This is a genomic window from Hydrogenophaga sp. Root209 (assembly GCF_001428625.1).
GTDB lineage: Bacteria > Pseudomonadota > Gammaproteobacteria > Burkholderiales > Burkholderiaceae_C > Hydrogenophaga.
In genome coordinates, this window is record NZ_LMIE01000029.1 from 569778 (window position 1) to 590409 (window position 20632).

20 protein-coding genes and 1 tRNA gene are annotated in these 20632 nt (G+C 64.2%); all 21 read right to left on the minus strand.

From position 1 onward, the window contains the following. Positions 1 to 4 precede the first annotated feature (4 nt). The 21 genes from nuoL to tsaD all read right to left on the minus strand — a co-directional run bounded on the left by nuoL (position 5) and on the right by tsaD (position 20602). Positions 5 to 2041, minus strand: a complete 2037-nt coding sequence (gene nuoL, locus ASE11_RS16205; protein ID WP_056273736.1) for an NADH-quinone oxidoreductase subunit L — start codon at positions 2039 to 2041, stop codon at positions 5 to 7. Between the two features lie 25 nt (positions 2042 to 2066). After that, positions 2067 to 2375, minus strand: coding sequence for an NADH-quinone oxidoreductase subunit NuoK (gene nuoK / locus ASE11_RS16210; RefSeq protein WP_056273739.1), 309 nt, complete (start codon positions 2373 to 2375; stop codon positions 2067 to 2069). Further along, positions 2372 to 3031 (minus strand): NADH-quinone oxidoreductase subunit J, encoded by a 660-nt coding sequence (locus tag ASE11_RS16215; RefSeq protein WP_056273742.1) that lies wholly within the window; start codon positions 3029 to 3031, stop codon positions 2372 to 2374. The genes nuoK and ASE11_RS16215 overlap by 4 nt, the downstream gene beginning before the upstream one ends. Positions 3032 to 3082: 51 nt before the next feature. Further along, complete coding sequence (nuoI, locus tag ASE11_RS16220) at positions 3083 to 3619, minus strand: NADH-quinone oxidoreductase subunit NuoI (protein WP_056273746.1); 537 nt, start codon at positions 3617 to 3619, stop codon at positions 3083 to 3085. Positions 3620 to 3635: 16 nt separating this feature from the next. Beyond that, on the minus strand, positions 3636 to 4718 hold the full coding sequence (gene nuoH / locus ASE11_RS16225; protein WP_056273749.1) for an NADH-quinone oxidoreductase subunit NuoH: 1083 nt from the start codon (positions 4716 to 4718) through the stop codon (positions 3636 to 3638). Next, positions 4715 to 6847: an NADH-quinone oxidoreductase subunit NuoG gene (nuoG, locus tag ASE11_RS16230; protein WP_056273754.1), complete on the minus strand. Its 2133-nt coding sequence runs from the start codon at positions 6845 to 6847 to the stop codon at positions 4715 to 4717. The genes nuoH and nuoG overlap by 4 nt, the downstream gene beginning before the upstream one ends. 14 nt (positions 6848 to 6861) lie before the next feature. Then, positions 6862 to 8235, minus strand: coding sequence for an NADH-quinone oxidoreductase subunit NuoF (nuoF, locus tag ASE11_RS16235; RefSeq protein WP_056273757.1), 1374 nt, complete (start codon positions 8233 to 8235; stop codon positions 6862 to 6864). Continuing rightward, positions 8232 to 8753, minus strand: coding sequence for an NADH-quinone oxidoreductase subunit NuoE (gene nuoE, locus ASE11_RS16240; RefSeq protein ID WP_056273760.1), 522 nt, complete (start codon positions 8751 to 8753; stop codon positions 8232 to 8234). Before nuoE ends, nuoF begins: the two co-directional genes overlap by 4 nt. Beyond that, complete coding sequence (locus ASE11_RS16245; protein ID WP_056273763.1) at positions 8750 to 10003, minus strand: NADH-quinone oxidoreductase subunit D; 1254 nt, start codon at positions 10001 to 10003, stop codon at positions 8750 to 8752. Before ASE11_RS16245 ends, nuoE begins: the two co-directional genes overlap by 4 nt. A 27-nt stretch (positions 10004 to 10030) precedes the next feature. After that, positions 10031 to 10654 (minus strand): NADH-quinone oxidoreductase subunit C, encoded by a 624-nt coding sequence (locus ASE11_RS16250; protein WP_056273766.1) that lies wholly within the window; start codon positions 10652 to 10654, stop codon positions 10031 to 10033. Positions 10655 to 10698: 44 nt separating this feature from the next. After that, entirely contained in the window at positions 10699 to 11178 is a 480-nt protein-coding gene (locus tag ASE11_RS16255) for a NuoB/complex I 20 kDa subunit family protein (protein WP_056273769.1), read from the minus strand. A gap of 36 nt (positions 11179 to 11214) precedes the next feature. Then, positions 11215 to 11574, minus strand: coding sequence for an NADH-quinone oxidoreductase subunit A (locus tag ASE11_RS16260; RefSeq protein WP_056274315.1), 360 nt, complete (start codon positions 11572 to 11574; stop codon positions 11215 to 11217). A gap of 47 nt (positions 11575 to 11621) precedes the next feature. Then, positions 11622 to 11706: transfer RNA gene (locus ASE11_RS16265), tRNA-Leu, on the minus strand. A 156-nt stretch (positions 11707 to 11862) separates the two neighbouring features. After that, entirely contained in the window at positions 11863 to 12276 is a 414-nt protein-coding gene (gene secG / locus ASE11_RS16270) for a preprotein translocase subunit SecG (RefSeq protein WP_056273771.1), read from the minus strand. A 51-nt stretch (positions 12277 to 12327) separates the two neighbouring features. Beyond that, positions 12328 to 13074, minus strand: coding sequence for a triose-phosphate isomerase (gene tpiA / locus ASE11_RS16275; protein ID WP_056273774.1), 747 nt, complete (start codon positions 13072 to 13074; stop codon positions 12328 to 12330). Positions 13075 to 13087: 13 nt separating this feature from the next. Further along, positions 13088 to 14077: an NAD(P)H-quinone oxidoreductase gene (locus ASE11_RS16280; protein WP_056274318.1), complete on the minus strand. Its 990-nt coding sequence runs from the start codon at positions 14075 to 14077 to the stop codon at positions 13088 to 13090. A gap of 11 nt (positions 14078 to 14088) precedes the next feature. Next, on the minus strand, positions 14089 to 16215 hold the full coding sequence (pnp, locus tag ASE11_RS16285) for a polyribonucleotide nucleotidyltransferase (RefSeq protein WP_056273777.1): 2127 nt from the start codon (positions 16213 to 16215) through the stop codon (positions 14089 to 14091). Positions 16216 to 16476: 261 nt separating this feature from the next. Continuing rightward, positions 16477 to 16743 (minus strand): 30S ribosomal protein S15, encoded by a 267-nt coding sequence (gene rpsO / locus ASE11_RS16290; protein WP_056273781.1) that lies wholly within the window; start codon positions 16741 to 16743, stop codon positions 16477 to 16479. A gap of 134 nt (positions 16744 to 16877) precedes the next feature. Next, entirely contained in the window at positions 16878 to 18101 is a 1224-nt protein-coding gene (locus ASE11_RS16295; RefSeq protein ID WP_268766306.1) for a pyridoxal phosphate-dependent aminotransferase, read from the minus strand. Continuing rightward, positions 18101 to 19342: a branched-chain amino acid ABC transporter substrate-binding protein gene (locus ASE11_RS16300; protein WP_235501335.1), complete on the minus strand. Its 1242-nt coding sequence runs from the start codon at positions 19340 to 19342 to the stop codon at positions 18101 to 18103. The genes ASE11_RS16295 and ASE11_RS16300 overlap by 1 nt, the downstream gene beginning before the upstream one ends. A gap of 141 nt (positions 19343 to 19483) precedes the next feature. After that, positions 19484 to 20602, minus strand: a complete 1119-nt coding sequence (gene tsaD, locus ASE11_RS16305) for a tRNA (adenosine(37)-N6)-threonylcarbamoyltransferase complex transferase subunit TsaD (RefSeq protein WP_056273788.1) — start codon at positions 20600 to 20602, stop codon at positions 19484 to 19486. Between the last annotated feature and the right edge of the window lie 30 nt (positions 20603 to 20632).

Consider the following 20632-nt stretch of genomic DNA (forward strand, 5'->3'; position numbering starts at 1 on the left):
TGTTTTATTTGGCGAGCCAGACGAAGTACGTCATGAACAGCAGCACACCCACGATCATCATCAGCGCGTAGTGGTACAGGTAACCGGTCTGCGCACGGCGCACCACGCCAGAGACGATGCCCACGAGCTTCCAGCTGGCGTTGACCACGCCGCCTTCGATCACACCGCGGTCACCACCCTTCCAGAGCCCGATACCCAAACCGCGCGCGCCTTTGGCCAGCACGTTTTCGTTGAACCAGTCCATGTAGTACTTGTTCTCCAGGATCACCACCAGCGGACGCAACGCGCGGCCGATGGCGGCCGGCACGGCCGGGTTGATCAGGTACATGTACCAGGCGCTCACGGCACCGGCCAGCGCCAGGTACAGCGGCGGGGTGTAGAGCGAGTGCGCTGCCATCGACATGGCGCCGTGGAACTCTTCAGCGAAGGTCGCCATGGCCGGGTGGGCCGCAGCGTTGATGAAGATCGCGTCCTTGAAGAAGTCACCGAACAGCATGGGCTGGATGGTCATGAAGCCGATCACCACCGACGGGATGGCCAACAGCACCAGCGGTACCGTGACGACCCAGGGAGATTCGTGCGGCTTCGCGTCATGACCGTGGCCATGCCCGTGATCGTCATGGTGACTATGGTCGTCGTGGTGCGCGTCCGGATTCTGGTCGTAACGCTCCTTGCCGTGGAACACCAGGAAGTAGAGGCGGAACGAATAGAACGAGGTGACGAACACACCGGCGAGCACGGCAAAGTAGGCGAAGCCGGAGGCCGGCAAATTGCTGAAGTGCACCGCCTCGATGATGGAGTCTTTGGAGTAGAAGCCCGAGAACAGCGGCGTGCCAATCAAGGCCAACGTGCCCAGCAGCGAGGTGATCCAGGTGATCGGCATGTACTTGCGCACGGCGCCCATCCAGCGGATGTCCTGGTTGTGGTGCAGGCCCATGATCACCGAGCCCGCGGCCAGGAACAGCAGCGCCTTGAAGAAGGCGTGGGTCATCAGGTGGAACACCGCCACCGAGTAGGCAGAAGCGCCGAGCGCCACCGTCATGTAGCCCAGTTGCGAAAGCGTGGAGTACGCGACGATGCGCTTGATGTCGTTCTGGATGATGCCCAGGAAGCCCATGAACAGCGCGGTAATGGCACCGATCACCATGATGAAGTTCAGCGCCGTGTCCGACAGCTCGAACAGCGGCGACATGCGCGCGACCATGAAGATGCCGGCTGTGACCATGGTGGCGGCGTGGATCAGCGCGGAGATGGGGGTGGGGCCTTCCATGGAGTCGGGCAGCCACACATGCAGCGGGAACTGCGCGCTCTTTCCCATGGCGCCGATGAACAGGCAGATGCAGATGACGGTGATCAGCAGCCAGTCGGTGCCCGGAAAGCCCAGCGCGCCGAGCTCGGGCGCCTTGGCGAACACCTCGGCGTAGTTGAGCGTGCCAGCATAGGCCACGATCAAACCGATGCCCAGGATGAAACCGAAGTCGCCCACCCGGTTGACCAGGAAGGCCTTCATGTTGGCAAAGATCGCCGTGGGCTTGTTGAACCAGAAGCCGATCAGCAGATAGGACACCAGGCCCACGGCTTCCCAGCCGAAGAACAGCTGCAGCAGGTTGTTGCTCATGACCAGCATGAGCATGGAGAAGGTGAACAGCGAGATGTAGGCGAAGAAGCGGTTGTAGCCCTCGTCTTCTTCCATGTAGCCGATGGTGTAGAGGTGCACCATGAGCGAGACGAAGGTGACCACCACCATCATCATGGCGGTGAGGCCATCAACCAGGAAGCCGATTTCCATCTTCAGGCCACCCACCACCATCCAGGTGTAGAGGGTTTCGTTGAAGCGGACGCCGTCCATGGCCACGCTCTTGAGCGTCATGGCCGACAAGATGAACGCGATCAAAACGCCCAGAATGGTGAGTGTGTGCGAAGCGCGGCGACCGATGACATTGCCACCGAAGGTCGTGCCCAGAATGCCGGCCAGGGCCGCGCCGATCAGCGGCGCCATGGGGACGGCGAGCAGGGTGCTGGCAGAGAGGGTTGTGCTCATGATGTTCTTGTCTTGGGGCTGGAACTCAGCCTTTGAGCGTATTGAGCTCTTCGACGCTGATCGAATTCTTGTTGCGGAACAGCAGCACAAGGATGGCCAGGCCAATGGCCGATTCGGCGGCGGCCACGGTCAGGATGAAGAACACGAACACCTGGCCGTGCATGTCACCCAGAAAATGCGAGAAGGCCACGAAGTTCATGTTCACCGCCAGCAGCATCAGCTCGATGGCCATGAGCAGCACGATCAGGTTCTTGCGGTTGAGGAAGATGCCGACGACCGAGATCGCGAACAGGATCGCGCCCACGGCGAGGAAATGGCCCAGAGTCACGTTCATGATGGTTTGCCCTCCTCGGCGGACGCCGCTTCGATGGCGGGTGCGGCTTTCTGCGTGGCGCTCATCGGCAGCACCACCAGCCGATCTCTGGCGCGCACATGCACCTGCAGACCTGGGTTGATGGCCTTGCTGTCCTTGCGCTGGCGCAGGGTCAGCGCGATGGCGGCGATCATCGCCACCAACAGGATCACGGCCGCCACCTCAATAGGATAGAGGTACTCGGTGTAGAGCAACAAGCCGAGTTCACGGGTGTTGGAGTAGTTGGCGGCGTTGATGCCTGCGCTGGCCGCATCGGGGTTGGCGGCCAGACTCGGGAAGCCGGCCCACAGCACCGCAATCAGTTCGGCCGCCACGAGCCCCCCCAGGATGGCGGCGAGCGGGAAGTGTTTCCAGAAGCCTTTGCGCACACTGTCCATGTTGATGTCGAGCATCATCACGACGAACAGGAACAGCACCATCACCGCGCCCAGGTACACCAGCACCAGCGTGATGCCGAGAAATTCGGCCTTCAGCAGCAACCACAACGCCGACGCCTGCGAGAACGCCAGCATGAGGAACAGCACGGCATGCACCGGGTTGCGGGCGGTGACGACGCGAAAGGCTGCAAACAGCAGCACCGCGGCGAAGAGATAAAAAAAGCCGGTCTGGTAATCCATGGCGTTGTTCTTGTGTCGTCTGTGCCGGACGGAGTCCGGGTTCAGAACGGATCAGCGATAAGGGGCGTCAGCGGCCCGGGCAGCGGCAATCTCGGCTTCGTAGCGGTCGCCCACGGCCAGCAACATCTCTTTGGTGAAGTACAGGTCACCGCGCTTCTCGCCGTGGTATTCGAAGATGTGCGTCTCGACGATGGAGTCGACCGGGCAACTCTCTTCGCAGAAGCCGCAGAAGATGCATTTGGTCAGGTCGATGTCGTAACGCGTCGTGCGGCGCGAGCCGTCCTCGCGCACGTCGGACTCGATGGTGATGGCCAGGGCTGGGCAAACGGCTTCGCACAACTTGCAAGCGATGCAGCGCTCTTCGCCGTTTTCATAGCGACGCAGCGCATGCAGACCGCGAAAGCGTGGCGACAGCGGCGTCTTTTCTTCGGGAAACTGCACCGTGATCTTGCGCTTGAAGGCGTAGCGACCGGTCAGGGCCATGCCCTTGAACAACTCCACCAGCAGGAAGCTGTTGAGGAAATCACGGAAAGAAAACGGCGCCACAACCACTGGGGAAGCGACGGGGTTGGCGGTGATGGTGGACATGGTCAATCGCCCTCTTTTATTTCCAGAGGTTCCACGACGTCTGCATCAAACCGCCGACGAGCAGCAGGTAGATGAGCGTGACGGGAATGAAGATCTTCCAGCCCAGACGCATGATCTGGTCGTAGCGGAAGCGCGGGAAGGTGGCACGGATCCAAATGAACATGGACACCACGACGAAGGTTTTCAGGCCCAGCCAGATCCAGCCGGGGATCCAGTTGAACAGCGCGCTGTCGATGGGCGACAACCAGCCACCCAGGAACATCAGCACCGCCAGGATCGAAATCAGCCACATGCTGGCGTACTCGGCCAGGAAGAAGATGGCAAAGCCCATGCCCGAGTACTCGACCATGTGACCGGCCACGATCTCGGCCTCGCCTTCGACCACGTCGAACGGATGGCGGTTGGTTTCGGCCACGCCGGAAATCAGATAGACGAAGAAGATCGGCAGCAGCGGCAGCCAGTTCCACGACAGGAAGTTCAGGCCCTGAGAAGCGGCCATGCCGCGCCCCTGCGAGTTCACGATGTCGACCAGGTTCAGGCTTCCCGAGACCATGACGACCACCAGGAAACAGAAGCCGATCGCGATCTCGTAGCTCACCATCTGGGCCGACGCGCGCAGCGCACCCAGGAAAGCGTATTTCGAGTTGGAGGCCCAGCCCGCGATGATCACGCCATAGACCTCGATCGAGGTGATGGCCAGGATCACCAGCAGACCGGCGTTCACGTTGGCGAGCACCGCTTCAGGGCCGAAGGGCACGGCCACCCACGCGGCCAGCGCCGGCATGATGGCCATGATCGGCCCCAGGCGGAACAGACCATTGCTGGCAGCGCTCGGGCGGATCAGTTCCTTGGTCAGCAGCTTGAGCGCATCGGCGATCGGCTGCAGCAGACCGAAGGGACCCACGCGGTTGGGTCCGTGACGCACCTGTATCCAACCAAGCAGCTTGCGCTCCCAGAGCGTCAGGTAGGCCACGGCGCCCATCAGCGGCGCCAGCACGGCCACGATCTTGATCAGGTTCCAGATGACGGGCCAGGCCGCCGTGGTCCACCAGGGCGCAGCGAACAAACCCAGACCGCCGTTGTACATCGCGTCGATCATGCGTGCACCTCATCGGCGATCAGGGTTGCACGGGCGTCGGCCGTCAGCTGCAGCGCAGGGGCGCGGCGCACCAGACCGTCGAGCTGGTAGATGCCGGCCACGCACGGTTCGGCACTGGCGGGCGCCATGTCGACCATGGCGGTGCTGGTGTTGTTCAATCGGGCTGCGTCCACCACGGCACCACTCGCCACACCAGGCAGCACGCTGGCCAGTACGGCCTGCGAAGAATCGGCGTCGAAGCCGGCCAGACCGAGCAGGTTGCCCAGCACACGAATCACCTTCCAGGCCGGGCGCGTTTCACCCAGTGGACGAACAACGGCGTGGAAACTCTGCAGGCGGCCTTCGGCGTTCACGAAGGAACCCGAGGTTTCGGTGAACGGAGCGATCGGCAACAGCACGTCGCTCACGTCGAGGTTGGTCTTGAACGGGCTGAGCGTGACGACCATGGCTGCATGGGACAGCCCGTTCGCACCCGCTGCCGTGTCGTCCTGGGGCTCGGTGTTGAGCAGGATCACGGCCTTCAGTGCGCCACCCAGCATCTGCCCGGCATTCAAACCGCCCTGCCCTGGCACGGCGTTGACGAGTTGCGCGCCCACGGTGTTGGCGGCCTCGCTCAGGTAACCCACGGAGGCGCCCGTCTGCTGTGCGATCCAGTTCGCGAGCGACAGCAGGCTGGCCGCTTTTTCGTGGTGTGCAGCGGCGTTGCCGAGCAGGATAGCCTTGTGTTCACCGCCCAGCAGCGACTTGGCCACGGCGCGGTGCGCATCGGTCACGTCAGCGGTCGCCGGTGCATTGGCACCGGTGTCGGCGGCCACGGCGGCTGCGATGCCGGCCAGCGCCGACACCCATGTGCTGCTGTCGGCCAGCACGGTGTTTTTCACCGCCATGGCCCAGTCCTGCTGCTCGGCGCCGAGCACGTTCACCTGGCAACCCTTGCGGGCGGCCTGACGAATGCGCTGCGCGAACAGCGGGTGGTCCTTGCGCAAACTGGAGCCCACCACCAGCACGCGTTGCAGCGTGGAGAGCGACGCGATCGGCAGGCCCAGCCAACGCGCGGCACCCGCAGGCGCGGCATTGGAGAAATCGGCATGGCGAAGGCGCGCGTCGATGTTCTGGCTGCCCAGGCCGCGCACCAGGGCGCCTGCCAAGGCCAGCTCTTCCACCGTGCTGTGCGGGCTGGCCAGCAGACCGATGGCAGCTGCGCCGTGTTCGGCCTTGACCTGCTTGAGGCCATTGGCCACGTATTCAAGAGCGGTTTGCCAGTCGACGGCGTGCCACTCACCGCCCTGCTTGAGCATGGGCGCGGTCAGTCGGTCTTCGCTGTTGACGGCCTCGTACGAGAAACGGTCGCGGTCGGCGATCCAGCATTCGTTGACGGCCTCATTTTCCAGCGGCACCACGCGCATGACCTTGTGGTTCTTCACCTGGACGATCAGGTTGGCGCCGGTGCTGTCGTGCGGACTCACGCTCTTGCGGCGCGAGAGTTCCCAGGTGCGGGCGCTGTAGCGGAACGGTTTGCTGGTGAGCGCGCCAACCGGACAGATGTCGATCATGTTGCCCGAAAGTTCGGAGTCGACGGTGTCGCCGAGCACCGTGGTGATCTCGGAATGCTCGCCGCGGTGGATCATGCCCAGCTCCATCACGCCGGCCACTTCCTGGCCAAAGCGCACGCAGCGGGTGCAGTGGATGCAGCGGCTCATCTCTTCCATGGAAACGAGCGGACCCACATCCTTGTGGAAGACGACGCGCTTCTCTTCCTCGTAGCGCGAACCCGAGCTGCCGTAACCCACAGCCAGATCCTGTAACTGGCATTCGCCGCCCTGGTCGCAGATCGGACAGTCCAGCGGGTGGTTGATGAGCAGGAACTCCATCACCGATTGCTGCGCCTTGATCGCCTTGTCGCTCTTGGTGCGCACGATCATGCCCTGCGTGACCGGCGTGGCACAGGCCGGCATGGGCTTGGGCGCCTTCTCCACGTCAACCAGGCACATGCGGCAGTTGGCCGCGATGGACAGTTTCTTGTGGTAGCAGAAGTGGGGGATATAGGTGCCGGCCTTCTCGGCCGCATGCATGACCATGCTGCCCGGGGGCACTTCCACCTTTTTGCCGTCGAGTTCGATTTCAACCATGGGAGTTTTTTCTTTCAAGCAACCTTGGCTGGCGACTGAGCGGCCGCGATCTTGGCCTCAAACTCGTGCCGGAAGTGTTTGATCATGGCGCGCACCGGCATGGCCGCAGCATCGCCCAGGGCGCAGATGGTGCGGCCCATGATGTTCTCGGCCACGTTGTCCAGCAGCGCCATGTCGGCCGGGCGACCCTCGCCCTGGTCGATGCGGCTGACCATGCGCCAGAGCCAACCCGTGCCTTCGCGGCACGGCGTGCACTGGCCACACGATTCGTGCATGTAGAAATAGGACAGGCGCTTGAGCGATTCGACCATGCAACGGCTGTCGTCCATCACGATCACGGCGCCCGAGCCCAGCATGGAGCCGGCCTTGGAGATCGAGTCGTAGTCCATGGTGCAGTCCATCATGATGGATGCGGGCAGCACGGGTGCGGACGAGCCGCCGGGAATCACGGCCTTGAGGGTGCGGCCCTTGCGCACGCCACCGGCAAGCTCGAGCAACTTGCTGAACGGCGTACCCATGGGCACTTCGTAGTTGCCGGGCATCTCCACATCACCGCTGACCGAGAAGATCTTGGTGCCACCGTTGTTGGGCTTGCCGCAAGCGAGGTAGGCCGCGCCACCGTTGCGAATGATCCAGGGCACCGCCGCGAAGGTTTCGGTGTTGTTGATCGTGGTGGGCTTGCCATACAGGCCGAAGCTGGCCGGGAACGGCGGCTTGAATCGCGGCTGGCCCTTCTTGCCTTCGAGCGATTCGAGCAGCGCGGTTTCTTCACCGCAGATGTAGGCGCCGAAGCCGTGAAACGCGTGCAGCTGAAAGTTGAAGCCACTGTCCAGGATGTTGTCACCCAGCAGGCCGGCGGCGCGGGCTTCTTCCAGCGCGGCTTCGAAGCGGTCGTAGGCTTCGAAGATTTCACCGTGGATGTAGTTGTAGCCCACGCTGATGCCCATCGCGAAGGCGGCGATGGCCATGCCTTCGATCACGATGTGCGGGTTGTACATCAGGATGTCGCGGTCCTTGCAGGTGCCCGGCTCGCCCTCGTCCGAGTTGCACACCAGGTACTTCTGGCCCGGGAACTGGCGCGGCATGAAACTCCACTTCAGACCGGTGGGGAAACCCGCACCGCCGCGGCCGCGCAGCGCCGATTCCTTCAACGTGGCAATCACCTGATCCTGAGTCATGCCCACCACCGGTGGATCACCGGCCGGTTCGGCGCCGTCCTTGCCCAGCACCTTGCGCAAGGCCTGGTAACCCCCGCGGGCCACGTAGTCCTTGAGCGACCAGTTGCCACCGTCGAGGTCGGCGTAGATCTGCGGATTGATGTGGCGGCCGTGGAAGCAGGTCTGCACGCCGTTGGCGCGGAATTGCGAGAGGATCTGTTCGGCGTTCATGACTGTCCTTCCGAGGCACGCAAACCGTCGATCAACTGATCCAGTTTGTCGTTGCTCATGAAGCTGCACATGTGGCGGTCATTGACCAGCATCACGGGCGAGTCGGCGCAAGCGCCCAGGCACTCGCTCTGCTGCAGGGTGAACAGACCGTCGGCGGTGGTCTGCCCCATGCTGATGCCGAGTTTGTGCTCCAGATGGTGCAGCGCACTCTGGCCATCGCGCAGCTGGCACGGCAGGTTGGTGCAGACGTTGAGCTTGAACTTGCCCGTCGGCTGCTGGTTGTACATGTTGTAGAAGGTTGTCACCTCGTGCACGGCGATCGGCTCCATGCCCAGGTAGGCAGCCAGCGACTCTTCGGCCCCGGTGCTCACGAAGCCCATCTCCTGCTGGATGATGGCGAGACATGCCATCACGGCCGACTGCGCCTGGTCGGCCGGGTACTTGGCGACTTCGCGCGCGAAGCGCTGCTGGGTGGCACTGCTGAACTTCACAGCGGCAACTGGGTGGCCCGTGCTCATCGGTCGATCTCCCCGAAAACAATGTCCATGGTGCCGATGATGGCCACGGCGTCGGCCAGCATGTGGCCGCGCGCCATCTCGTCCATCGTGGCGAGGTGCGCGAAACCGGGCGCGCGGATCTTCAGGCGGTAGGGCTTGTTGGCGCCATCACTCACCAGATAAATACCGAACTCGCCCTTGGGATGCTCGACCGCGGCGTAGGCCTCGCCCTCAGGCACATGGAAGCCTTCAGTGAACAGCTTGAAGTGGTGTATCAGCTCTTCCATGTTGGCCTTCATGGCCTCACGGGCGGGCGCCGCCACCTTGTGGTTGTCGGTGATCACCGGGCCGGGGTTGGCGCGCAACCACTTTGAGCACTGCTCGATGATGCGGTTGGACTGCTTCATCTCTTCCATGCGCACCAGATAGCGGTCGTAGCAGTCGCCGGTCTTGCCCACCGGGATATCGAAGTCCATCTGGCCATAGACGTCGTAAGGCTGCTTCTTGCGCAGGTCCCAGGCGATGCCGGAACCGCGCAGCATGGGGCCGGTCATGCCGAGGTTGAGCGCGCGCTCGGGCGTGACCACGCCGATGCCGACGGTGCGCTGTTTCCAGATGCGGTTGTCGGTCAGCAGCGTGTGGTACTCGGCCAGGTAGGTCGGGAAACGCTTCGTGAAGTCGTCGATGAAGTCGAGCAGCGAACCCTGACGATTGGTGTTCATCTCTGCAAGAGCGCGTGCGTTGCGGATCTTGCTGTGCTTGTACTGCGGCATGGTGTCCGGCAGATCGCGGTAGACACCACCCGGGCGGAAGTAAGCCGCATGCATGCGCGCACCCGACACTGCCTCGTACATGTCGAACAGATCCTCGCGCTCGCGGAAGGCGTAGATCAGGATGGTGGAACTGCCGCAGTCGTTGCCGTGCGAACCCAGCCACATGAGATGGTTGAGCAGGCGCGTGATCTCGCTGAACATCACGCGGATGTACTGCGCACGGATCGGCACTTCGATACCAAGCAGCTTCTCGATGGCCAGGCAGTAGGCGTGCTCGTTGCACATCATCGACACGTAATCAAGCCGGTCCATGTAGGGCAGCGACTGGATGTAGGTCTTGTGCTCGGCGAGCTTTTCGGTGGCGCGGTGCAGCAGGCCGATGTGCGGATCGGCGCGTTGCACGACCTCGCCGTCGAGCTCGAGCACCAGACGCAGCACGCCGTGGGCGGCCGGGTGCTGCGGACCGAAGTTGAGGGTGTAGTTCTTGATTTCAGCCATGACGATGTCGCAGGAAGGCCGCAGCCTTCAGTGCAGGCCCCCGTAGTTGTCTTCGCGGATGATGCGCGGCGTGATTTCGCGGGGCTCGATGCTCACCGGCTCATAGATCACGCGCTGGCGCTCGGCGTCGTAACGCATTTCGACATGGCCCGACAGCGGGAAGTCCTTGCGGAAGGGGTGGCCGATGAAACCATAATCGGTGAGGATGCGGCGCAGATCGTCGTGCCCCTCGAACACGATGCCGAACAGGTCAAACGCTTCGCGCTCGTACCAGTTGGCCGCAGCCCAGAGCGGTGTGACCGAAGCCAGCACGGGGAAGTCGTCCTCGGGGCAGAACACCCGCACGCGAACGCGGTGGTTGTGGCTCACCGACAGCAGGTGCACCACGGCCGCAAAGCGTTGACCCTCCCAACGACCGTCGCCATAGGTCTGGTAGTCCATGCCGCAGAGATCGATGAGCTGCTCGAACGCGGCCTGCGGCGCATCGCGCAGGGTTTGCATGACCTCGAAATAGTCGGCGGCTGCCACGGTCAGCGTGAGCTCTTCGCGAACCACCTCGAGCGAGGTCACGCGGTCACCGAGCAACTCGGTCAGTGCAAGCTTCAAGGCCTCCGGCGCAACAGCGTAGTGGGTCGTTGAGGTGTCGGTCATGGATGCGTCTCGTGGGACTCGGTTCGCCGTGGAACAGCCAACGCTCAGGCGCGGGCGATGGTCTGGGTGCGGCGGATCTTCTGCTGCAGCTGGATGATGCCGTACAGCAAGGCCTCGGCCGTGGGTGGGCAGCCCGGCACATAAACATCCACCGGCACGATGCGGTCACAACCACGCACCACCGAGTAGCTGTAGTGGTAGTAGCCGCCGCCATTGGCGCACGAGCCCATGGAGAGCACCCAGCGCGGCTCGGCCATCTGGTCGTAGACCTTGCGCAAAGCGGGCGCCATTTTGTTGCACAGCGTGCCAGCCACGATCATCAGATCGGACTGGCGCGGGCTGGCGCGAAACACCTCGGAGCCGAAGCGGCCGATGTCGTAACGCGCGGCCGCCGCGTGCATCATCTCCACAGCGCAACAGGCCAGACCGAAGGTCATGGGCCAGAGCGAGCCGGTCTTGGCCCAGTTCACCACCGAGTCGTAGCTGGTGGTGACGAAACCTTCCTTGAATACGCCTTCAATCATGAGCCGCTCCGGTGCATTCGTGTGTGATCGTGTCGCTCATTCCCAATCCAGCGCACCCTTCTTCCACTCGTAGGCAAAGCCCACGGTAAGAATGACAAGGAACACGACGCCGGCGAGAAAGCCAGTCATGCCGATGTCGGAGAAGGCCACGGCCCAGGGAATGAGGAAAGCGATCTCGAGATCGAACAGGATGAAGAGAATGGCCACGAGGTAGTAGCGCACGTCGAACTTCATGCGGGCGTCTTCGAAGGCTTCGAAGCCGCATTCGTAAGGGGAGTTCTTCTCGGCGTCCGGGAGGTTCGGACCCAGGATGTAACCCAGGACCTGCGGGATGATCCCGATGGAAATACCCACCAAGATGAACAGGAGCACAGGTAGGTATTGTTCGAGACTCATCTTGGTCTGTTCCACTGACACGGCGTGGGGCCGTGTTGTCCAAAGATTGGTGCCGACGGCGAGACTCGAACTCGCACAGCTTTCGCCACTACCCCCTCAAGATAGCGTGTCTACCAATTTCACCACGTCGGCTGGTCTGCATTTGCCGGCTCACGAGGTCTGTGTGAGCCTTGCTGACAAGCATTGGAGTTTACCCTGAAACCACCCCTCTTTTGAGAGGCAGCGGGCCTTTTTCAACTCGAATGGAAGCTGAATCGGCGTGCACATGAAGCGCGCACGCCACCACGATCATTTCGCCGGGATTTGCGCCGGACCGGTGGGAGCTGGCGTGGCCGCGGCAGGCGCCGGAGCAGTGCCCGTTGCTGGCGCGGCGCCCGGAATCTGCTGCGAGGCATCGGCAGGCTGTGCGGGTGCCGCCACACCTTCGAGCACGCTGCCCGAACTCGGCGCAACAGTGCGCAGGTTGCCGAAGTAAGCCAGGCCCAAGGTGCAGCTCAGGAAAATCGCCGCCAGCACGGCCGTGGAGCGCGACAGGAAGTTGGCACCTCCCGATGCACCGAACAGGCTCGCAGAACCCGCACCGCCGCCACCAAAAGCTGCGCCCGCATCGGCGCCCTTGCCGTGCTGCATGAGGATCAAGCCGATCATGGCCAGCGCCGAAAGGATCTGCACGGCCAGCAGGATGGTCAACACAACGTTCATTTTTTACTCCGGAATCACGGTTGTCGATGTGCCGATGAAGGCACGAAAAGGTCAATGGGCCGAAGCCACGATCTGAAGGAAGTCGGCCGCCTTGAGCGACGCACCGCCGATGAGGCCCCCGTCGATATCGGGCTGGGCCAGCAGGCTGGCGGCATTCGCCGCATTCATGCTGCCGCCATAGAGAATGTGCACACGCTCGGGATGCTGCGTGGCCGCCGCAATCTGGGCGCGAAGCACCGCATGCACTTGCTGCGCCTGCTCGGGCGATGCGGTCTTGCCGGTGCCGATGGCCCACACCGGCTCATAGGCCACCACGATCTCGCTGGTGCAATGCGCCACCGCGTGAATGATCGCAGCCAATTGGCGTTTGACCACGGCTTCGGTCTGACCGGCTTCACGCTCGGCCAGGGTTTCACCCACGCACACGATGGGCGTGATGCCATGGGCCAACGCCACCTTGGCTTTGTCGGCCACCTGCAGGTCGGTTTCGCCGTGGTATTGGCGTCGCTCCGAATGCCCAACGATCACATAGCGGCAGGCGAAGTCCTTGAGCATGGAGGCCGACACTTCACCGGTGTAGGCACCCTGCTCATGACTGGACACGTCCTGCGCACCCCATGCGATCGGGCTGCCGGTCAACAACGATTGCAGTTGCGCCAGATAGAGCGCCGGCACGCACAGGGCCATGTCGGCCGCTGGCGTCTGGCCACCCAGGCCGTCGAGCATGGCTTTCACCAGCGCCTCGTTGGCGGCCAGCGAGCCGTTCATTTTCCAGTTGCCTGCAATCAGTGGTTTCATGTCTGAAGTGTCGTCATGCCCAGGTCAGGACAAGCTTGCCGATGTGGCGGTTGGATTCCATGAGCGCGTGCGCAGCAGCAGCTTCGCTGGCAGGAAACACCTGGTGGACAACCGGCTTGATGTGGCCCTGAGCCAGCAGCGGCCAGACGCGTTCGCGCAGCGCTTGTGCGATCGCGGCCTTGAATGCGATCGGACGCGGGCGCAGGGTCGAACCGGTGATGGTCAGGCGTTTGCGCAGCACCAGGCCGGCGTTGAACTCGGCCTTCACACCACCCTGCACCGCGATGATGACCAGCCTGCCGTCTTCGGCCAGGCAGTCGATCTCGCGTGCCACGTAGGCACCGGCCACCATGTCGAGCACGACGTTGACGCCCTGCCCGCCCGTGAGGTCCGCAACGGTGGCAACAAAGTCCTGCGTCTTGTAGTTGATGGCGTGATCCGCACCCAGCGCCAGGCAGGCCGCGCACTTGTCGTCACTGCCCGCGGTGGCGATGACGCTCGCGCCCAGGGCCTTGGCCATCTGGATCGCGGTCACGCCAATACCGCTGGTGCCACCCTGGATCAACAGCGTCTCGCCCGCCTGCAGGCGCGCGCGGTCGAACACGTTGCTCCAGACGGTGAAGAAGGTCTCGGGCAGCGATGCCGCAGCGATGTCGTCCAGCCCTTCGGGCACCGGCAGGCACTGGCCCACGGGCGCCACGCACCACTGGGCATAGCCGCCACCGGCCACCAGCGCGCACACGCGGTCGCCCACCTTCAGGCCGGCGGCGGCCATGGCCGCCTCGTCACCCGAAGCCACGACACCCGCCACTTCGAGGCCGGGAATGTCGGACGCGCCGGGCGGCACGGGATAGTTGCCGGTGCGCTGCAGCACGTCAGGGCGGTTCACGCCCGACGCGCTGACGCGGATCAGCACCTCGCCCTCGGCCGCCACCGGCATCGCGCGCTCACCGAGGCGCAACACCTCGGGCGCACCGAAGCTGCTGATCTCGACCGCTTGCATCACCGCCGGGATCACGACTGGGGCTGCTGCTGCGGCTCGACCGCGTTGCGATCGGCCAGCGCTTTCATGGACAGCTTGACGCGGCCCTTTTCGTCGGTCTCGAGCACCTTCACGCGAACGATCTGGCCTTCGGTCAGGTAGTCGGTGACGCGCTCGACGCGCTCGTGCGCGATCTGGCTGATGTGCAGCAGGCCGTCCTTGCCGGGCAGCAGGTTGATCAAGGCACCGAAGTCCAGGATCTTGGTGACCGGGCCTTCGTAGACCTTGCCCACTTCCACTTCGGCGGTGATCTGCTCGATGCGGCGCTTGGCTTCGTCGGCCTTGGCAGAGTCGGTCGAAGCGATGGTGATGGTGCCGTCTTCGTCGATGTTGATCTGCGTGCCGGTCTCTTCGGTCAGCGCGCGGATCACGGCGCCACCCTTGCCGATCACGTCGCGGATCTTCTCGGGGTTGATCTTCATGGTGAAGAGCTTGGGCGCGAAGTTGGACACCTCGGTCTTGGCTTCGCCCATGGCTTCCTGCATCTTGCCCAGGATGTGCATGCGGGCTTCTTTGGCCTGGGCCAGTGCGACCTGCATGATTTCCTTGGTGATGCCCTGGATCTTGATGTCCATCTGCAGCGCCGAGATGCCGTTGGTGGTGCCGGCGACCTTGAAGTCCATGTCGCCCAGATGATCTTCGTCACCCAGGATGTCGGTCAGCACCGCGAAACGGTTGCCGTCCTTGATCAGGCCCATGGCGATACCGGCCACGTGGGCCTTCATCGGCACGCCCGCATCCATCAGCGCCAGGCAGCCGCCGCAAACGGAAGCCATCGACGAGGAGCCGTTGGATTCGGTGATCTCGGACACCACGCGCATGGTGTAGGGGAAGTCTTCCTTGCTCGGGAGCGCAGCGATCAGCGCGCGCTTGGCCAGACGGCCGTGGCCGATCTCGCGGCGCTTGGGCGTGCCGAAGCGGCCGGCTTCGCCGGTGGCGAAGGGAGGCATGTTGTAGTGCAGCATGAAGCGGTCTTCGAACTCGCCAGCCAGCGCGTCGATGCGCTGCGCGTCGCGGTCGGTGCCGAGCGTGGCCACGACCAGCGCCTGGGTTTCACCACGGGTGAACAGGGCCGAGCCGTGGGTGCGTGGCAGCACGCCGTTGCGGATTTCGATGGCGCGCACGGTGCGCGTGTCGCGGCCGTCGATGCGGGGCTCGCCGGCCAGGATCTGGCCACGCACGATCTTGGCTTCGATCTCGAACAGCAGCGCCTCGATGGCGACGCTGTCGAAGGCCACGCCTTCGGATTTGAGCGCAGCGAACACATCGGCATAGGCCGAGCGGCAAGCCTGGGTGCGGGCCTGCTTGTTCCGGATCTGGTAAGCGGCTTCGAGCTTGGACTTGGCCAGGCCGTCGATCTTGGCAATCAGCGGCTCGTCCTTGGCAGGCGGCTGCCAGTCCCAGGCCGGCTTGCCGGCGTCACGCACGAGGTCGTTGATGGCGGCGATGGCGATGTTGCCCTGCTCATGGCCGAACACCACGGCGCCCAGCATGATCTCTTCAGACAGTTGGTCGGCTTCGGATTCCACCATCAGCACGGCGGACTCGGTGCCGGCGACCACGAGGTCCAGCTGGCTGTCTTTGAGCTGCGTCTGGCCGGGGTTGAGCACGTACTGGCCATTGACGTAACCCACGCGGGCAGCGCCGATCGGACCGTTGAACGGGATGCCGCTGACCGACAGGGCTGCCGAGGTGGCGATCATGGCGGCGATGTCGGCCTGCACTTCGGGGTTCAGGCTCACGACGTGCACGATCACCTGAACTTCGTTGTAGAAGCCCTCGGGGAACAGGGGGCGGATCGGGCGGTCGATCAGGCGGCAGGTCAGCGTCTCGAGTTCGCTCGGGCGGCCTTCACGCTTGAAGAAACTGCCGGGGATCTTGCCGGCGGCGTACGACTTCTCGGTGTAGTCCACCGTCAGGGGGAAGAAGTCCTGGCCGGCCTTGGCTTCGGTCTTGGCGACCACGGTGGCGAGCACCACGGTGTCGTCAATGTTGACCAGCACGGCGCCGGTGGCCTGACGCGCGATTTCGCCGGTTTCCATCGTGACCGTGTGGGGGCCCCACTGGAAGGTCTTGGTGACTTTGTTGAACATGCTCATGGTTTATCTCCTCGAAATTTTTCGGCCACTCGGCAGAAAACACAGCGTGCGGCAAACCCGCACAAAACCCGGAAACACAACCCAGAACACGATGCCATTCCAGACGGATGGAGCAGGTCGCCGATGGCGCTCAACCCGTTTGGAATGACACAGCTTCGCTCTGCTATCGATGCTTCCGGAATCAAAAAAGGGGGTCAACAAGCAAAAAACGCCCGAGCCAGCGAACCAACTCAGGCGTTTTGTGCGTCAACCCGGGCTCAATTACTTGCGCAGACCCAGTTTCGCGATCAGCGCGACGTAACGCTGGGCGTCCTTGGACTTCAGGTAGTCCAGCAGCTTGCGGCGGCGGCTCACCATGCGCAGCAGGCCGCGACGACCGTGGTGGTCTTTGGCGTGCGTCTTGAAGTGGGGGGTCAGTTCGTTGATGCGTGCGGTCAGGATGGCGACCTGCACTTCTGGGCTGCCGGTGTCATTGGCGGCGCGGGCGTTGGCCGCGACGACTTCGGCTTTGATGGATTGGGCAATCATGGAAATTTCCTGGTGGTTACATGCGTCCCGGCGCAGCAGGTCGGCCTGAGGAGTTGCTCCAAAGCCGGCCGCCGCATCGGGCGTGGATATGCTGTCCTTTCGAACGGCAACCGCGGATTATAGGGCAGAAGGTGTCAGGCGGTGCCACCCGGCTGGGCGGCGATCCACCGGCGCAGGCGCAGGACGCCCTCTTCCAGGCGGTGGGTGTCGCGGCTGGCAAAGCACCAGCGCAACCAGCCGGCCGCTTCCGGGCTGAAGGCGCTGCCCGGCGCCAGGCCAATACCGGCCTCGCGAACCAGGCGTTTAGCGACGTCCAGACAATCGTCTTGCCCTTGCAACTTGAAAAAGGCATACATGCCGCCCAGCGGCTCGGCCAGCGTCACGCCCGGCACGGCGCGCAGCAGCGGCACCAGGGTGTCGCGGCAGGTTTTCAGGTGTGCCACCAAGGCGGGTGTGACCTCGGCGCCGCGCTGCAGCGCCACGGTGGCCCCACGCTGCACGAACACCGGTGCGCACGAGGTGTTGAACTCGATCAGCTTGCCCAGGGCCGGCGTGAGCGCGGCGGGCAGCACCAGCCAGCCCAGCCGCCAGCCGGTCATGAGGAAACTCTTGGAAAAGCTGTGCGCGACGATGACCCGGTCGTCCGGTGCGGCCACATCCAGGAAGCTGCTGGCCGCACCGTTGGCGGTGTCGCCCGCGTAATACAGCCGCTCGTAGACCTCGTCGGCCAGGATCCAGGTGCCGGTGCGGCGGCAATGCGTCAGGATGGTGGCCTGCTCGTCGCGAGTCAGGGTCCAGCCCGTGGGGTTGTTGGGCGCGTTGACGATGAGCATCCGTGTGGCCGGCGTGATGGCGGACAGCAAGGCCTCCATGTCCAGCGCCCAGGCACCGGCGCGCGGGCCGGTGCCGAGCACGCGCAGCGGCACGCTTTTCACGTTCGCGCCCATGAGCAGCGGCTGCGCCACCAGATTGGGCCAGGCCGGCGTGACCACCACCACCTCGTCACCCGCTTCCACCAGCGCCTGCGACGCCAGCATCAGCCCGTTGACACCACCCGAAGTGACGGCCAGCCGATCCATCCAGTGCGCAGCACCGCGACCGGGGTGCAGGCTGTCGGTGTAGACCGCGAGCGCTTCGCGCAATTCGGGCAGGCCGAGGTTGTGCGCGTAGAAGGTCTCACCGGCCTGCAGCGAGGCCATGGCGGCTTCGCGGATGAAGCCGGGCGTGACTTCGTCGCTCTCGCCAAACCAGAACTTGAGCACGTTGTCGCGGCCCAGGCCTTCGTTGGCCACCTCGCGGATGCGGGAGGCTTCGAGGTTTTCAACGACGGGGCGCATGAAGGGAGTGTGTGGGGACATCAGGGTCGGATCATGTTGCAGCGGTGAGGCTGTTCGGCTTGCTGGGGAGCCAGGTTGCGGATGACGCGAAAGCCATAGCCCGAGCCTTCGACGTCGAACTTCGCGCCGGGCGCGCCCTGGCGATCCATCACGGCCACCGCCAGCGGCTGCTGGAACTGGTGGTCGGCGGCGCGCATGCGGGCAGTCTGGCCAGCAAGGGTGACTTCGGCTTTCTCCAACTGGGCGGCGATGGTGGCCGCATTGACCGGGCCGGCGGCACCGGCGCGTTCGATCGCCTGCGCAAGCGACTCGATCATGAGTTGCATGCGCATGTGCACGTAGTCGTCGGCGGGGTTCGGGAAGCGTTGGCGGAACGATTGGTAGAAGGCTTCGGACTCGCGCGTGGGCACATTGGGGAACCAGTCGGCCACCGCGATCACCTTGCCGATGCCGGCCTCGCCCATGGCCGCCGGTGCACCCAGCGCGTTGCCGTAGAAGGTGTAGAACGTGCCCTCGAAACCGACCTCGCGCGCGGCCTTCACCAGCAGCGTGAGGTCGTTGCCCCAGTTGCCGGTGAGCACGGCCTGGGCCCCGCTGGCCTTGATCTTGGTCGCGTAGGGCAGAAAGTCCTTCACACGCGCCATGGGGTGCAGCTCTTCGCCGACGATCTTCACGTCGGGCCGCTGCGCGGCCAGCTGGCTGCGACCCTCTCGCAGCACGGCCTGGCCAAAGCTGTAGTCCTGGCCGATCAGGTAGATGCTCTTGAGCTGCGGGTCTTCGCGCAACACGCTCATGAGCGCGGTCATGCGCATGTCGGCATGGGCGTCGAAGCGGAAATGCCAGTAGCTGCACTTCTCGTTGGTCAGTACCGGGTCCACGGCCGAGTAGTTGAGAAACAGCATCTGGCGCGCCGGCTCGCGTTCGTTGTGCTTGTTGATGGCCTCGATCAGGGCGCTGGCCGCGGCCGACGAGTTGCCCTGCGTGACGATGGTGATGTCGCGGTCCACCGCCGAACGCAGCGCCGACAGCGCCTCTTCGGTCTGGCCCTTGCTGTCGAAACGCTCGATCTGCAGCGGACGGTTGCCGCCCGGTAGCTTCACGCCGCCGCGGGCATTCACCCGCTCGGTCGCCCAGACCAGGTTGCGGTAGACGGCCTCGCCGGTGTTGGCGATCGGGCCCGACAGGCCCTCGATCATGCCGATGCGGATCGGCGCAGGCGTCTGGGCCAGCGACGCGGTGGCGCAGAAAGCGCCGATCAGCATGGCCGCCAGTGCGCGGCGGCGCTGGGAGAAGACGGAATCAAGCAGGTGTTTCATGGGGATGTGTTGCTCATGGTGTCCAAACGCGGACGTTCGGTCTTTCTGGCGTCGTAGTGCCAGCGCCGGAACTCTAATGGATCAACGTCAGCTGGTGCCAACCGGCACGCCCGGCCCGAGATCCGACAGCGGCCAGCGCGGCTTCACATCGAAGCTGTATCCGTGGCCATCGGTCCCGGCGGCCGAGTCCAGACGGACCAGCCCGGCCTGCACGCGCATGCCGCCAGCCAGCGCGATCATGGCGCCGTTGTCGGTGCACAGGTGCAGCTCGGGGTAGTGCACGCGAACCCCTGCCTTGGCGCACGCGGCACCCAGTTGCTCGCGCAACAAGGTGTTGGCGCCCACACCGCCGGCCACCACCAGACGGCGCAAACCCGTCTGGCGCACCGCCGCCATGGACTTCTTCACCAGCACCTCGACGATCGCGGCCTGCACGCTGGCGGCCACATCGGCCTTTTGCCGCGGCGTCAGCGGATCGGCCAGGTGCAGCGTGGCCGGTCCGTCCAGGCTGGCGTGGGCCAGCCTTTTCACCTGGGTCAGCACCGCGGTCTTGAGACCGGCAAAGGAAAAATCGAGGTCACCGCTGTGCAGCAGCGGGCGCGGAAACTTGTACGCCTGTGCGTCGCCCTGCAGCGCCAGCCGAGCCAGTGCAGGCCCGCCCGGGTAACCCAGGCCGAGCAACTTGGCCGACTTGTCGAAGGCCTCGCCGGCCGCGTCGTCGATGGTTTCGCCGAGCAGCATGTAGCGCCCCACCCCGTCCACCCGCATCAGCTGGCTGTGGCCGCCCGACACCAGCAGCGCCACGAAGGGAAATTCGGGCGGGTCGGCGCTGAGGAACGGCGACAGCAGGTGGCCTTCGAGGTGGTGCACGCCGATCACCGGTTTGCCCAGTGCGAAGCCCAGCGCGCAGGCCACGCCAGAACCCACCAGCAGCGCGCCGGCCAGGCCGGGGCCGCGGGTGTAGGCCACGGCGTCCACCGCCGACAGCGGCAGGCCGGCCTGGGCCAGCACCGCGTCGGTGAGCGGCAGCACGCGGCGGATGTGGTCGCGACTGGCCAGCTCGGGCACCACGCCGCCATAGGCACGGTGCATCTCGATCTGGCTGTGCAGCGCGTCGCCCAGCAGCCGCGGCGTGTGACCGCCGCTGGCGTCGACCAAGGCCACGCCGGTTTCGTCGCAAGACGACTCGATTCCCAAAATCAGCATCGCCCAAGTGTACGGGCGGCATGTTTGTTG